This window comes from Streptomyces sp. NBC_00385 (assembly GCF_035917155.1).
In the GTDB taxonomy this organism is placed as follows: domain Bacteria; phylum Actinomycetota; class Actinomycetes; order Streptomycetales; family Streptomycetaceae; genus Streptomyces; species Streptomyces poriferorum.
The window spans coordinates 3795470-3809371 of the sequence record NZ_CP107951.1 but is presented as its reverse complement, the minus strand read 5'-3'; the positions used below and the strand labels follow the sequence as shown (position 1 = coordinate 3809371).

Annotated in this window: 13 protein-coding genes; 6 read left to right on the top strand and 7 right to left on the bottom strand. The window is 72.4% G+C overall.

Going from position 1 to position 13902, the window contains the following annotated elements:
- Positions 1-10: 10 nt before the first annotated feature.
- Entirely contained in the window at positions 11-517 is a 507-nt protein-coding gene (locus OG959_RS16700; protein ID WP_219571841.1) for a flavin reductase family protein, read from the bottom strand.
- Between the two features lie 373 nt (positions 518-890).
- Here OG959_RS16700 and cdgB point away from each other — a divergent pair, with 373 nt between their 5' ends.
- The gene (gene cdgB, locus OG959_RS16695) at positions 891-2540 is read left to right on the top strand and encodes a diguanylate cyclase CdgB (RefSeq protein ID WP_219571844.1); all 1650 of its coding nucleotides are present in this window, start codon (positions 891-893) and stop codon (positions 2538-2540) included.
- A gap of 164 nt (positions 2541-2704) precedes the next feature.
- Entirely contained in the window at positions 2705-3691 is a 987-nt protein-coding gene (locus OG959_RS16690; protein WP_326659244.1) for a CBM35 domain-containing protein, read from the top strand.
- 111 nt (positions 3692-3802) lie between these two features.
- Here the strand turns inward: OG959_RS16690 and OG959_RS16685 are convergent, their stop codons facing one another.
- The 5 genes from OG959_RS16685 to OG959_RS16665 all read right to left on the bottom strand — a co-directional run bounded on the left by OG959_RS16685 (position 3803) and on the right by OG959_RS16665 (position 8981).
- Positions 3803-4666 carry a class II fructose-bisphosphate aldolase gene (locus OG959_RS16685; protein ID WP_326659242.1) on the bottom strand — a complete coding sequence of 288 codons (864 nt, stop codon included), beginning with the start codon at positions 4664-4666 and terminating at the stop codon, positions 3803-3805.
- 56 nt (positions 4667-4722) lie between these two features.
- On the bottom strand, positions 4723-5664 hold the full coding sequence (locus OG959_RS16680; protein WP_326666426.1) for a 1-phosphofructokinase family hexose kinase: 942 nt from the start codon (positions 5662-5664) through the stop codon (positions 4723-4725).
- Between the two features lie 149 nt (positions 5665-5813).
- Positions 5814-6977, bottom strand: coding sequence for an N-acetylglucosamine-6-phosphate deacetylase (gene nagA, locus OG959_RS16675; protein ID WP_326659240.1), 1164 nt, complete (start codon positions 6975-6977; stop codon positions 5814-5816).
- The gene (locus OG959_RS16670) at positions 6977-7909 is read right to left on the bottom strand and encodes an ROK family protein (RefSeq protein ID WP_326659238.1); all 933 of its coding nucleotides are present in this window, start codon (positions 7907-7909) and stop codon (positions 6977-6979) included. The genes nagA and OG959_RS16670 overlap by 1 nt, the downstream gene beginning before the upstream one ends.
- Before the next feature lie 163 nt (positions 7910-8072).
- Positions 8073-8981, bottom strand: a complete 909-nt coding sequence (locus OG959_RS16665) for an SIS domain-containing protein (protein ID WP_326659236.1) — start codon at positions 8979-8981, stop codon at positions 8073-8075.
- Between the two features lie 222 nt (positions 8982-9203).
- Here OG959_RS16665 and OG959_RS16660 point away from each other — a divergent pair, with 222 nt between their 5' ends.
- The 4 genes from OG959_RS16660 (at position 9204) to otsB (ending at position 12413) form a co-directional block, all read left to right on the top strand.
- Entirely contained in the window at positions 9204-10469 is a 1266-nt protein-coding gene (locus OG959_RS16660) for an extracellular solute-binding protein (RefSeq protein WP_442805582.1), read from the top strand.
- Between the two features lie 32 nt (positions 10470-10501).
- Complete coding sequence (locus OG959_RS16655; RefSeq protein WP_326659234.1) at positions 10502-10771, top strand: DUF3263 domain-containing protein; 270 nt, start codon at positions 10502-10504, stop codon at positions 10769-10771.
- An 83-nt stretch (positions 10772-10854) separates the two neighbouring features.
- A complete protein-coding gene (locus tag OG959_RS16650; protein WP_326659232.1) occupies positions 10855-11508 on the top strand; it encodes a hypothetical protein in 654 nt (217 codons plus the stop codon).
- A 47-nt stretch (positions 11509-11555) separates the two neighbouring features.
- A complete protein-coding gene (gene otsB, locus OG959_RS16645; RefSeq protein WP_148019368.1) occupies positions 11556-12413 on the top strand; it encodes a trehalose-phosphatase in 858 nt (285 codons plus the stop codon).
- Positions 12414-12462: 49 nt separating this feature from the next.
- Here the strand turns inward: otsB and OG959_RS16640 are convergent, their stop codons facing one another.
- Positions 12463-13854 (bottom strand): alpha,alpha-trehalose-phosphate synthase (UDP-forming), encoded by a 1392-nt coding sequence (locus tag OG959_RS16640; RefSeq protein WP_326659229.1) that lies wholly within the window; start codon positions 13852-13854, stop codon positions 12463-12465.
- Positions 13855-13902 lie beyond the last annotated feature (48 nt).

The window sequence follows — 13902 nt, the reverse complement described above, 5'->3', positions numbered from 1 at the left end:
CCCACGGCCGTCAGCCGAGCTGCCGGTAGCGCCCGCGGAAGTACGTCAGCGGGCCGCCGTCCCCGCTCGGCAGCTGCGCACCCAGCACCCGGCCGATCACCAGCGTGTGGTCACCCGCGGTGATCCGCTGCTCGGTGCGGCACTCCAGTGTCGCGAGCGCGCCCCCGACCAGAGGGGCGCCGGTGACGTCCCCCCGTACATAGGGGATGTCCTCGAACAGCAGCCGGTCGCTGATCCGGCCCTTCATGGCGAACCGTCCCGCGATGTGCCGCTGGCTCTCCGCCAGTACGGAGACGGCCCACAGCGGCTGCTCCGCCAGCAGGTCGTCCATCCGGGAGTCGTTGCGCAGGCTCACCATGACCAGTGGCGGATCGAGCGACACCGACATGAAGGCGGTCGCCGTCATCCCCACGTCCTCGCCGCGTCCGTGCTCGTCGAGGGGTGGCTCCTGCGCGGTGATCAGCACCACTCCGGCTGCCAGCCGGGCGAGGGCGCCGCGGAACTCGTCGTTGCTCACCCCCTCAGCATGGGGGACGGCTTCGGTACGCGGGGCGGGGGGCTTCGTCTGCAACACACCGGGAACGCTAGCCGCGTACGGTGGGCCCCCGCATCGGGCCAGGGGACCAGCCAGGTCCTAGGACCCGCCCGTTCCGGGCCCGCGGTGACAGGGATTTGCGTTGTGCGTTCAAGAAAAGGACGGACCGCTGACGGGTGGCGCACATGACCCTTCACCATCTGTTGTGACTTGAGTCACAGAGCGCAATATTTGTTGACCCTGTGTACCGGGTGCACAGCTCACTGTGATTCAGTGGCCGTGACACTGCAGTAAGTACGTCTAGTGCGTCGATATGAAATCTGGAGTGCTGTCGAGGTCTCGGGGAGTGCGAGCAATGGAGGCCGAGTCGGAGCCGTACGTCCGTCTTGCGACGATGCGGCAGTTGCACCAGGCCGTGGCCGATCTCAACACGGCGCGGAGCCTGGCCGACACACTGCAGACCGTCGCGGACGGAATCGTCGCCGGTCTCGGCTACGAGCTGGCCTGCGTCAACCTCGTCCGCCCCGACGGTGACCTCGTCGTCGCCGCCTTCGCCGGCAACAGCGCCGCCGAGGCACTGATCACCGGCCGCGTCGGCTCCCGTACCTCCTGGGAGCGCCGGCTGGCCATGGGCGAGATATGGGACGAGCTCCGCTTCATACCCCACACCGACGGCTGGGTCCTCCTCGACGACGACGTCCCGCAGTGGCACACCGAGGGCCCCGAGCCCCGCTTCGAGGACGAGTGGCACCCGCAGGACCGGCTCTACGCCCCGATGTACGCCTCGGGCGGCGGCAGCGACCTCCTCGGCGTCATATCCGTCGACCGCCCGCGCAACGGCCGCCGGCCCGGCGCCTGGGGCCGCGAGGCGCTCCAGATGTACGCGTCCCAGTCGGCGATCGCGATCAGTAACGCCCGGCTCCGGGCGAACATGCAGCGCGCCCTGGTCCGCCTGGAGCGTGAACAGCAGGCGCTGCGGGCCAGCGAGGAGTCCTTCCGCCAGGCCTTCGAGTACGCCCCCAGCGGCATGGCCATCGCGGAGATGGGCGGCGACCAGCACGGCAGGCTGCTGCGCACCAACGACGCACTGTGCCGGCTCCTGGGCCGTCCCGCCTCGGTGCTGCGCCGTTACTCCTTCGCCGATCTGGTCCACCCCGAGGACATCGGCACGCTGCTTCGCACCTCCGCCGAGGGCGGTCGTGCCGAACTGCGGCTGGGCCGCAGGGACGGCACCTATCTATGGGTGTCGCTGCGCAACTCCGTCGTCGCGGACACCGCGGACGGGCCGCGCTTCCTCCTCACCCACGTCGAGGACATAGAGGAGCGCAAGCGTCACGAGCTGAACCTCGCGCACCGCGCCTCGCACGACGCCCTGACCGGGCTGCCCAACAGCGCGGAGCTGCGGGCCCGGCTCAGTGCGCGGCTGTGCGAGCGCCCGCACTCCGTGGTGTCCACGGACGTGGAGGCGCTGGACGCGGCGTACGGCGACGTCGACGAGGCGCGGGCGCACGGTTTCCCCGCCGACGGGTTCGACGTCGGCCGGGGCGTCGGCCCGTACGACCACCATGTGCATTCCGTCGCACCCGACACGGGGAACGACGACGGGTCGAAGGGCCTCGCGGTCCTCTTCTGCGACCTGGACGGCTTCAAGTCGATCAACGACCGCTTCGGGCATCACACGGGTGACGCGGTTCTCATCGAGGTCGCCCGGCGGCTGACCACGTGTGTCCGCGACGGGGACACCGTCGCCCGGCTCGGGGGTGACGAATTCGTCGTTCTCGCGGACGGGCTGGGGTCCGCAGACGCCGCGGACCTGGCCGTACGCCTGCGTAACGCCATCATTCCGCCCATTCGGGTCGATGGCCGGGCGGTGCGGGTCGGGGCGAGTTTCGGCATCGGCTGGGCCGCCTGCGGGATGACGGCGGAAGAGGTGCTGCGCTCCGCCGACCAGCGGATGTACGTCGAGAAGCGGTCCCGCTCCAAGGTTCACCGCAGGGCCGGCTGACGTTTGCCGCCCCGTCGTTCCGGGGGTGCGTGGGCTGTCTCACGCCGGTCGCCGCCCCGCCTCCGGCAATTCTTGGTGAGGGCCGTTCGGGGTAGGCTCGGCCGGTCGGCGACGGCTGACTGCATACGGCGACGGCTGGCGACATGGTGAGGAGTGACCCAGGGATGGCCGGGAACAACGGCGCGAGCACACCCGAGGACGACGATCCGTTCGGCTACCTCTACGAGGACGGGCGGGCAGCCGGCGCACAGCCGCCGGGTGGTCAGGGCGGCTACGGCTACCCGGGTCCCGCCGCGCAGCCGGGCGTGCCCCGGACCTCGTACAACCAGGTGCGGACCGTCGGAGAGCGCCAGTACGGTCAGGTGCCGCCGCAGCAGGCGTACGGGCAGCCCCAGGCGCCCTACGGCCAGCAGAACGCGCAGTACGGCCAGCCGACCGCGCAGTACGCGGCCCCGGAGACGTACCCCGGTGGAACCACCGCGCAGGTGCCGCACCAGGGCGGCCGCGGCAGTGGCGGCGGCCCCGGCCGGAGCGGTCCGAACAACAAGGGCCTGCTGATCGGGGCGCTCGCGGTGGTCGCGGTCGTGCTCATCGGCATCGGCATCGCGCTGATGACGGACGACGACAAGGGCGGGAAGAAGGACGAGGCCACGTCCTCGGCCGGCACGTCCGGGGAGGTCGAGCAGTCCCCGACGCCGGAGCAGTCCAAGAGCGCCGAGGCCCCGGTCGAGCTTCCGAAGCAGGACGCGGCGTCGCTGAAGCTCGGCGGTACCGCGGCCGTGGACAAGACCGTCAAGGGAGCCGAGGGCCCCGACGGCTCCTACGTCTCCGGTTTCAACGCCGTCGGATCGTCGGTGACATGGCGGGCCGCCATGGAGCAGGCCGGTTCGTACCGTCTGACGGTGCGCTACGCGATCCCCGACAAGGACGCCAACGCGACGCTGACGGTCAACGGGAAGCCGAACTCGCAGCCGATCGGGCTCAAGGACTTCATCCAGTCCTCGGACCCGAACTGGGAGAAGAACTGGCAGACCACCTGGGCACCCGTCGACCTGGTCAAGGGTGAGAACGAGATCAGCATCTCGTGCCAGGACGGAAACCAGTGCGACGTGATCCTGGACTGGGTCGAGGTCACCCCCGCGAAGAGCTGACGCCTCCCGAGGTGTCCGTGTCCCGCCCTCCGCGGGGCGCGCGTGACGACCGGCGGGAAACGACACGGGCCCCGCCCCACGCCGAGCGCGTGGGGCGGGGCCCGTTCCGGATCAGCGTGCGGCGGCGGACACGAGTCCCAGGAAGTGACTGATCACGTCGGTCATCGCCGCGCGGCCCGGGGCGATGTACTTGCGCGGGTCCACGCCCGTGGTGTGCTCGGCCAGATGGGCGCGCACAGCTCCGGTGAACGCGGTGTTCAGGGCCGTACCGACGTTGATCTTGACCATGCCGGAGGCCGTGACGGCCCGGCGGATCTCCTCGTCCGGGACGCCGCTGGAGCCGTGCAGCACCAGCGGGACGGGCACGGCCTCACGCAGCCGGCCGATCAGCTCGTGGTCCAGGGCGGCGGTGCGCTCGGTCATGGCGTGCGAGGAGCCCACGGCGACGGCCAGGGCGTCGACACCGGTCGCGCGGACGTACGCGGCGGCCTCGTCCGGGTCGGTGCGGACGCCGGGGGCGTGGGCGTCGAGGGGCGCCTCACCCTCCTTGCCGCCGACCTTGCCGAGTTCGGCCTCGATCCAGACGCCGCGCTCGTGGCCCCAGGCGACCGCTGCGGCGGTGGCCCGTACGTTCTCCTCGTAGCTCAGCTTGGAGGCGTCGAACATCACCGAGCCGAAGCCCGTCTCGTGCGCCTGGTGCAGCAGTTCCACGGACTCGACGTGGTCGAGGTGGAGCGCGAGCGGGGCGCCGGAGGTGCGGGCGACGGCCGCGGCGGCGGCGGCGATGGGGGCGAGCCGGCCGCCGTGGAACTTCACGGCGTTCTCCGAGATCTGGAGGATGGCGGGGGCGCCGGCGCGCTCGGCCCCCGCGGCGATGGCCTCGGCGTGCTCCAGCGTGATGACGTTGAAGGCGGCGATCCCGTGTCCCCGGGCCTGGGCGGCGGAGACGAGTTCACCGGTGCTGACGAGCGGCATGCTGACCTCTGTGGTTTCCTCGGGCCCGGCGGGCGGGTCCGGTGGGGGCGCGGCGTTCAGGCCGCGTCTGCGTGTTCCTCGATACCGACGCGCGGCAGCAGCTCCTCGTACGCCGCACGGTCGAACTCACCGGCCGTGGGGGAGAGCACGGTCGCCGTCGACAGTGCCACCGCCCGTCGCAGCCGGTCCGGCCAGTCCAGTCCCTCCACCAGTCCGGACAGGAGCCCGGCCACCGCGGAGTCGCCGGCCCCGGTCGGATTGCCCCGGACGGGCGCGGGCGGGGCCGCCTGCCAGGTGCCGTCGGGGGAGACCGCCAGCATGCCGGCGGGTCCCAGCGAGGCGATCACCCCGTGTGCCCCGCGCCGGCGGGCGTCCCGGGCGCCGCGCAGGGGGTCGCGGGAGCCGGTGAGCTGGGCGAGCTCGTCGGCGTTCGGCTTGATCAGGTCGGGGCGGGCGGCGATGCCGCGCCGCAGCGGTTCGCCGCTGGTGTCCAGGAGGACGGGGACGCCCGCGGTACGGGCGAGACGGACCAGTTCTGCGTAGGCGCCGACATGGATGCCGGGCGGCAGGCTGCCGCACAGGGCGACGGCGTCGGCGGCGGCGAGCAGGTCGCCGTACGAGGCGAGGAACGCGGTCCACTCGTCGGCGGTGACGTGCGGTCCGGGTTCGTTGAACTGGGTGGTGTCCCCGGTGGCGCGGTCGACGACGGCCAGGGTGCGGCGGGTGTCGCCGGCCACGGGCACGAGTGCGTCGGTGACGGCCGCGGGGCCGGTGGGGAGCGCGGCGAGCATGGTGCGCAGGACGGCTCCGGTGGCGCCTCCGGCGAAGCCGGTGACGACGCTGTCGTGGCCGAGTGCGGTGAGGACCCGGGCGACGTTGACACCCTTGCCGCCGGGGCGCTCGGAGAGGGCGGTGACGCGGTGGGAGGCGTGCGGGACGAGGGCCGGGACGTCGTACGTCAGGTCGAGTGCCGTGTTCAGCGTGACCGTCAGGATCACCATCGGCCCCTCTCGATCCGTGGAGCGCGGATCTCTTTCCAGAACGCGCTTTCCCTGCTGGTTTCCTTCGCGATCATGCCAAAGAGACGGCGGTCGGCCCAGACGTCGGGACCAACCGCCGTCTCTTCGTTACGCGGAGGACGGCTCGGTCAGGCGGACCGGACGGCCTGCGGCTGAACGATCCACTCGCCCTGGCGCATGACGCCCTCGATCCGGAAGTCCTCGTCCAGGACGACGAGGTCGGCGTCCTTGCCGGGCTCCAGGGAGCCGACGCGGTCGTACACACCGAGGAGCCGGGCCGGGTTGGCGGAGATGGACTGCACCACGTCGCCGACCGGGATCCGGTCGATGGTGACGGCCCGGTGGAAGGCGGTGTCCAGGGTGAGGGTGGAGCCCGCGATGGAGCCGCCCTCGACGAGCCGGGCGACACCGTCCTTGACCTCGACGGCGAGCGGGCCGAGCTGGTACTGGCCGTCGCCGAACCCGGCCGCGTCCATGGCGTCGGTGATCAGCGCGACGCGGTGCGCGCCCGCGTGGTGGTAGGCGAGCTCCAGGGCGGCGGGGTGCAGATGCGTCCCGTCGTTGATGAGCTCGACGGTGATCCGCTCGTCCTCCAGGAGGGCGGCGATGGGGCCGGGCGCGCGGTGACCGAGGCCCGGCATGGCGTTGTACAGGTGCGTGGCGACGGTGGCGCCGGCGTCGATCGCCTCGACGGTCTGCTCGTACGTGGCGTCCGTGTGCCCGATCGCGGCGATGACGCCGTGCTCGGCGAGCAGCCGTACGGAGTCGATGCCGCCGGGCAGTTCGGTGGCGAGGGTGAACATCTTCGCGGTGCCGCGCGCCGCGTCCATGAGCTTGCGGACCTCGGCCGGGTCCGGGTGGCGCAGCAGGCTCTCGCTGTGGGCGCCCTTGCGGCACGGGGAGATGAACGGGCCCTCGAAGTGGATGCCGGCCAGGTCGCCCTGCTCGACCAGCTCGGAGAGGATGCCGGCGCGCTCGGCGAGGAAGTCCATCTCGCCGGTGACCGTGGAGGCGACCAGCGTGGTGGTGCCGTGTTCGCGGTGGGTGCGGACGCCGGTCAGGACGTCGTCCACGGTGCCGGAGGTGAAGGAGCCGCCGCCGCCGCCGTGGTTGTGCATGTCCACGAACCCGGGAACGATCCAGTGGCCGGACAGGTCGACGGCCGGGGCGTCCTCCGCCGAACTGCCGGCGATGCGGGTGCCCTCGACGATCACCCGGCCGTTCTCGACGGTCCCGGTGGGGAGTACCACCCGGGCACCTGCGAGAACGGTGCTGTCTGCGCGTCCGGCCATCAGGCGGATACCTCCGTGGAGAGAAGATCCCAGGCGAGCAGCCCTGCGCCCAGGCATCCGGCGGTGTCCCCGAGGGCCGCCGGGACGATGTGGGGCAGCTTCTGGAACGTGACGCGTTCCTCGACGGCCGCACGGAGTGGTGTGAACAAGGTTTCCCCGGCCTCGGCGAGACCGCCACCGATGATGAGCGTGCGGGGGTCGAGCAGGGTGAGCGCGGTGACGAGTCCGGCGGCGAGCGCGTCGACGGCGTCGATCCAGACCGCGACGGCCTTCGGGTCGCCCGATTCGACGGCCTTGGCGCAGTCGGCGGCATCGGCCTCCGGGTCGCCGGAGGCGGCCGCCCAGGCCCGGCTGACGGCGCCGGCGGAGGCCAGCGTCTCCAGGCAGCCGCGCTGGCCGCAGGGGCAGTCCGGGCCGTCCGGCCGGATCACGATGTGGCCGATCTCGCCCGCGTAGCCGTGGGCGCCCGCCTCGATGGTGCCGGCGATGCCGATGGCGCCGGCGATCCCGGTGCCCAGCGGCACGAACAGGAAGCGGTCGGCCCCCTTGCCCGCGCCGATCCGGCCCTCGGCGAGCCCGCCGGTCCTGACGTCGTGGCCGAGGGCCACGGGTACACCGCCGAGCCGTTCGCCGAGCAGCCGGCGCATGGGTACGTCGCGCCAGCCGAGGTTCGCCGCGTAGACGGCGACCCCGTTCTCGGCGTCGACGATGCCGGGCACCGCGACGCCGGCCGCGAGGGCGCTCTCGCCGAGGTGCTCCTCGCCGTACGCGCGCAGATCCGCCGCGAAGGCGAGGACCGACTCCACGACGGCGTCGGCCCCCCGCTCTCTGCCGGTCGCGCGCCGTGCCTCGTAGAGCAGGGTGCCGTCGGCCCCGACCAGTGCGGCCTTCATTCCGGTGCCGCCCACATCGAGGGCGATGACGTGTTTCACGGGAAACAGTTTCGCCCGACGACCCCCAAAAGGTCTAGTCCACTATCGCTGTTTGTTGCGCATCCATACAAAATCGGGGCCGCAACCCGGCGGCAACCGGCCGCAACCCGGACGCAACCTGTCGGCAACCGGCCGCAACCTGTCAACGAGGGAGCCGTCCGGCCTATCCGGGAAGGATCACGCTGCGCGACAGATTGCGCGGATGGTCCGGGTCGTAGCCCTTCGACTCCGCGAGGACGACCGCGAGCCGCTGCGCCCGGATCAGGTCGGCCATCGGGTCCGCCGACCGGTGCGCCACGAGCGTCCCGCCGACCGCCGCGACCTCACCGGCGAGCCCCTCGGGCAACGGGCCGAAGACCCAGGCCACCCGGTTCGGACCGGTGATCGCGATCGGGCCGTGCCGGTACTCCATCGCGGGGTACGACTCGGTCCAGGCGCCCGCCGCCTCGCGCATCTTCAGCCCGGCCTCCTGGGCGAGCCCATAGGTCCAGCCGCGCCCCAGGAACGTCCACTGCTCGGCCGCGACCACCGTCTCGTCCAGCGGCTCGGTCACCGCGAGCTCCGCGTCGACGGCGGCCTCGGCGACCGTCTTCACCCCGGCGGGCAACGGGCCCGCCGCCTCCAGACCGGCCCGCAGGAAAGCGAGCGCCGTGGTGGCGAACCGGGTCTGGACGACCGACTCCTCGTCCGCCCAGTCCAGCACGGCCACCGTGTCGGCGGCGTCCATGACGGGCGTCTTCGGGTCGGCGGTCAGCGCGACGGTGGCCACCTTGCCGCGCAGCTCGCCCAGCAGCGCCAGCACCTCGCTCGTCGTACCGGAGCGGGTGATCGCCACGACCCGGTCGTACGCCCGCCCGGCGGGGAACTCCGAGGAGGCGTACGCGTCCGTCTCGCCCTGCCCCGCGGCCTCCCGCAGCGCCGCGTAGGCGATGGCCATGAACCAGGAGGTGCCGCAGCCGGTCACGGCGACCCGCTCGCCCGGACGCGGCAGCCCGTCGAAGGCCGCACCCGCCTCTGCGGCACGACGCCAGCAGCTGGGCTGGGTGGCAATTTCTGATGCGGTACGGGACATGCTCGACGGCTCCTCGCGGCTGGGCGGTGGCCGGGTCGGGCCCGGCCGAGACCTCCTTAGCAGTCGCTCCGCGTCCCGTGCAATGCTGCTGTGTTGCGGAAGCGATACCCCGGTGGTGTAGACCTCCTTCTCGGGCGTGGTGCAAAATCGCAGCTCATCCGGAGGGCACCCATGCCGACGTGGGTGCCGCGGGTGGGGCAATCAACGAGGACGGACTGGGCTGTGCAGCGGCGTTACTTGGGACTGACGGCGGCTGTCGCCGCACTGGGGATGACGGTCGCGCTGGCGGGCTGCGGAGGTGACGGGAGCTCGGGCGACGTCACGCTGAAACTGGTCGCGGCCGACTACGGCACCGGCGAGGGCAACAAGTCGCAGACGTACTGGGACGGGGTCGCCCGGAGCTTCGAGGCGTCCCACCCCGGCATCAAGGTGGACGTGACCGTCTATCCGTGGACGGACGTCGACCGCAAGGTCGCCGAGATGGTGAAGGACGGAAAGGCCCCCGACATCGCGCAGATCGGCGCGTACGCGGACTACGCCAAGGCCGGCAAGCTCTACTCGGCCGACGAGATGCTCAGCATCCCGACCCAGGCCAACTTCCTGCCGAAGCTCGCGGACGCCGGCCGCGTCAGCCGTATCCAGTACGGGCTGCCGTTCGTGGCCAGCACCCGGCTGCTCTTCTACAACAAGGACCTCTTCTCCCAGGCGGGCCTCAAGGCCCCGCGGACCTGGGACGACATAGCCTCCGACGCCGCGGCGCTCAAGCAGCGCGGCGTGACGTACCCGTTCGCGCTGCCGCTGGGCCAGGAGGAGTCCCAGGCCGAGACCATGATGTGGCTGCTCAGCGGCGGCGGTGGCTACACCGACGACGTCGGCTCGTACGACATCGACTCGCAGGAGAACATCCAGACCTTCGACTGGCTGAAGTCGAACCTCGTCGACAAGGGCCTCGTCGGACCCGTCGCCCCCGGCAAGCTCGACCGGGCGAAGGCCTTCGCGGCGTTCACCAAGGGCGAGGTCGGCATGCTCAACGGCCACCCCACCCTGATGGAGGAGGCCCAGAAGCAGGGCGTGAACTTCGGCATGGTGCAGCTGCCCGGCGCCGACGGGCCCACCAAGACGTCGATGGGCGTCGCCGACTGGATCATGGGGTTCAAGCAGAACGGCCATCGTGTGGAGATGGGCAAGTTCTTCGACTTCATGTTCAACGACAAGAACGTGATCGCGTTCGCCGACAAGTACGACCTGCTGCCGGTCACGGACAGTGCGTCGGCTTCGATGGAGGACACCGCCAAGTACAAGCCGCTGCACCAGTTCCTGGCCGCGCTGACCGAGGCGGAGTTCTATCCGTTCGGCAAGACGTCCTGGGCCCAGGCCAGTGAGTCGATCAAGGAGAACATCGGCAAGGCGGTCGAACCGGGCGCGAACCCCGAGAGCGTGCTCCAGCACATCGCGCAGGAGTCCTCGGCGGCCGAGAACGCGGAGTAGCGGTCCGCGGCCCGCGCAATATATTGGCTGATATGACCGCCCTCCCCCCGAACGGCCCCGACGAGCCCGCCCCTCCTGCCGGACTCTCCGAGCGCGACCGTGCGGTCCTCGCGGTCGAGCGTCAGTCGTGGGCGGGGCCGGGCGCGAAGGAGCGGGCGATCAGGGAACAGCTCGGCATCTCCCCGACCCGCTACTACCAGTTACTGAACGCCCTGCTGGACGACCGGCGGGCACTGGAGGAGGACCCGGTGACGGTGAACCGCCTGCGCCGGGTCCGGGAGGCGCGGCGGGGCCGGCGGTGACCTCCGGACCCGGGCCGGCCGGAGAACCTCCGGACCGCTGGACGCCCGAACGGATGCGGGCGGCCCGGCCGCTGCCTCTCCCGATGCGGCGAGGGCCATGGCCCGGCAGACGGGTTGCCGCCTCCGCGCTCGACCTCACCGCACCGCCCGAGCGGCCCGGCCCTCCCGCCGAGGGGGCGGAGCGGGCTGACCTGTGGACCCTGCTGCTGACGGAACAGGGCCCGGCCGCGGAGGCCGCCGGAGCCGCCGCGCTCGCGGCGGCGGAACACGGGGTGTACACCGCGCTCGAACCGGGCGCGGTACGACGCCGGTTCGCCGTGGTCCGCGGCGGACTGCGCCTGCTCGCCGCTGCCCGCCTGGGGTGCCCGCCGGGCCGGATCGCCGTCCTGGACGGGGCCTGTCCGCTGTGCGCTCGGCCGCACGACAGCGTGGCGGCCGTGGCGGGAGCGGAGCCGGTGCACTTCTCCTGGGACCGGTGCGGCGATCTCATCGTCTACGCACTGTCCGGAACGACGGTGGGAGCGGGCGCCTCCCCGCTCGCCGACCACGGTGATCCGGACGCGGCGGCGGCCGCGCGACGCACGGCCCGCCTGACGGCCGGAGGCCGCGCGGTGATGCGCGGCGGATGCACGGGGCCGGGGATCATCGCGGACCGGTCCGTGGACATGGTGGCCGTTCCGCACGGCTACGCCGCCGCGGTGGTACGCCACACCGGCACGGCCGGTCAGCCGGCCTGACCCGAACCGGCCCCCCGCGGACGGGCCACCGCCTATAGGCTCGGCGTATGGGCAGCACTCCGCACACCCCGCCCCTGCCGGCCCCGGTCACCCCCGCCGGACAGGAGGGCCTCGCCGCGCTCCTCGCCCGGCCCGACCGCGCCGTCATCGCACTCGATTTCGACGGCACGCTCGCCGACATCGTCCCGGATCCCGAACAGGCCCGCGCCCACCCCGGCGCCGTCGAGGCACTGGCCGCGCTGGCGCCCAAGGTCGCGTCGATCGCCGTGATCACCGGCCGCCCGGCCGGCGTCGCGGTCCGCTACGGCGGCTTCGCCGGGGTCGCGGGACTGGACCGGCTCGTCGTCCTCGGTCACTACGGCGCCGAACGCTGGGACGCCGTCTCCGGCACCGTCCACGCCCCCGCCCCGCACCCCGGCGTCGCCGCCGTGCGGGCCGAACTCCCAGGCGTACTCGACCGGTTCGACTCCTGGCACGGCACGTGGATAGAGGAGAAGGGGCAGGCGCTCGCCGTCCACACCCGCCGCGCCGCCGACCCGCAGGCCGCCTTCGAGGCCCTGCGCGGCCCCCTGGGCGAGCTCGCCGCCCGCCACGGTCTGATCGTCGAACCGGGGCGGCTGGTACTGGAGTTGCGGCCCTCCGGCATGGACAAGGGCGTGGCCCTCACGCAGTACGTGCACGAGACGGGCGCGGGCTCCGTGCTCTACGCCGGTGACGACCTGGGCGACCTCGCCGCGTACGCCGCCGTGGACAAGCTCCGCACCGAGGGCCCCGAAGGCACCCCCGGCCTGCTGATCTGCAGCGGCAGCGCGGAAGTGCCCGAACTGGCCGAACGCGCCGACCTGTCGCTGCCGGGCCCCGGAGCCGTCGTCGCGTTCCTGTCGGCACTGGCCGAGCGCCTCTGAGGGCTGTCCCGGCCGAGGGCTTCGGCCGAGCGCGCCTCCACCCGGTCCGTCAGCCCTGGCCGAGGGCCTCCAGCTGGTCCAGGAACCACTGCTGCGGCGGCAGCGCGGTGGCCGCCGCGGCCAGCCGCTTCGTGCGGGCCGTCCGCTCGTCGTCCGCCATCGTCAGCGCCTCGTGGAGGGCCGCGGCGGTGGCGGACACGTCGTACGGGTTCACCGTGATCGCGTCGGCGCCCAGCTCCTCGTACGCCCCCGCCTCCCGCGACAGCACCAGCGCGCAGCCGTCGTCGGAGACGACGGGGACCTCCTTGGCGACCAGGTTCATGCCGTCCCGGATCGGGTTGACGAGCGCGACGTCCGCCAGCCGGTACGCCGCCAGCGAGCGGGCGAAGTCGTCCTTCACGTGGAGGACGACCGGGGTCCAGTCCGCCGTCCCGTACGCCTCGTTGATCCCGTCGGCGACGCGCTGCACCTCGGCCGTGTACTCCCGGTAGACCGCCAGGTCCTGGCGCGAGGGGTAGGCGAACGCGATGTGGACGACGCGCCCGCGCCACTCGGGCCGCTCGTCGAGCAGGGCGCGGTAGGCGAGCATCCCGCGGACGATGTTCTTGGACAGTTCCGTACGGTCCACCCGCACGATCGTCTTCCGGCCGGGGCCCACCTGCTCCCGCAGCGCCGCCATCCGCTCGTCCACATCCGCCTCATGGGCGCGGCGGCGCAGGAAGTCCGCGTCGGCGCCCAGGCCGTGCACCCCGATCCGGGTGTGCCCGGTGCCCCCGAGGATCTCCGCACAGCAGCCGATGAACGCGTCCGCCCAGCGGCGGGTCAGGAACGCCGCCCGGTCCGCGCCGAGGATGCCGCGCAGCAGCTGCTCGGCGATGTCGTCGGGCAGCAGCCGGAAGTAGTCGACGGGTGCCCACGGGGTGTGCGAGAAGTGGCCGATCCGCAGGTCGGGCCGGAGCTCGCGGAGCATCCCGGGCACCAGCGCCAGGTGGTAGTCCTGCACGAGGACCGCGGCGCCCTCGCCCGCCTCCTCGGCGAGCGCGACGGCGAAGGCCCGGTTGTAGGTCTCGAAGGAGGCCCACTGCCGGCGGAACTCCGCGTCGAAGACCGGCTCGACGGGGGTCTGGTAGAGCAGGTGGTGGACGAACCAGAGCACCGAGTTGGCGATGCCGTTGTACGCGTCGGCGTGCACGTCCGCGTCGATGTCGAGCATCCGTACGCCAGGTTCGCCGACCCCGCGCCGCACCGCCTCCCGGTCACCGTCCCCGAGGGCGGCGCAGACCCACATCTTGTCGTCCACGGCGCTCAGGCCGGAGACGAGTCCGCCTCCGCCGCGCTTGGCGTCGAGGGTGCCGTCCTCGCGCAGCGCGTACGAGACCGGGCCGCGGTTGGACGCGACGAGTACCTGGGCAGCGGGCTGAGGGGCTTGCTCGGAGACCATGGGCGAAATCTAGCCCGATCATGAACCGCCCAAACGTGCGAAAGCAGG

What these genes read in the sequence shown, in the direction of transcription:
- OG959_RS16650 (WP_326659232.1), top strand. Translation starts at nt 10,855, where the DNA reads ATGCGGCGAGGGCCATGGCCCGGCAGACGGGTTGCCGCCTCCGCGCTC.
- OG959_RS16640 (WP_326659229.1), bottom strand. Translation starts at nt 13,854, where the DNA reads ATGGTCTCCGAGCAAGCCCCTCAGCCCGCTGCCCAGGTACTCGTCGCG.
- OG959_RS16655 (WP_326659234.1), top strand. Translation starts at nt 10,502, where the DNA reads ATGACCGCCCTCCCCCCGAACGGCCCCGACGAGCCCGCCCCTCCTGCC.
- nagA (WP_326659240.1), bottom strand. Translation starts at nt 6,977, where the DNA reads ATGGCCGGACGCGCAGACAGCACCGTTCTCGCAGGTGCCCGGGTGGTA.
- OG959_RS16690 (WP_326659244.1), top strand. Translation starts at nt 2,705, where the DNA reads ATGGCCGGGAACAACGGCGCGAGCACACCCGAGGACGACGATCCGTTC.
- OG959_RS16685 (WP_326659242.1), bottom strand. Translation starts at nt 4,666, where the DNA reads ATGCCGCTCGTCAGCACCGGTGAACTCGTCTCCGCCGCCCAGGCCCGG.
- otsB (WP_148019368.1), top strand. Translation starts at nt 11,556, where the DNA reads ATGGGCAGCACTCCGCACACCCCGCCCCTGCCGGCCCCGGTCACCCCC.
- OG959_RS16665 (WP_326659236.1), bottom strand. Translation starts at nt 8,981, where the DNA reads ATGTCCCGTACCGCATCAGAAATTGCCACCCAGCCCAGCTGCTGGCGT.
- cdgB (WP_219571844.1), top strand. Translation starts at nt 891, where the DNA reads ATGGAGGCCGAGTCGGAGCCGTACGTCCGTCTTGCGACGATGCGGCAG.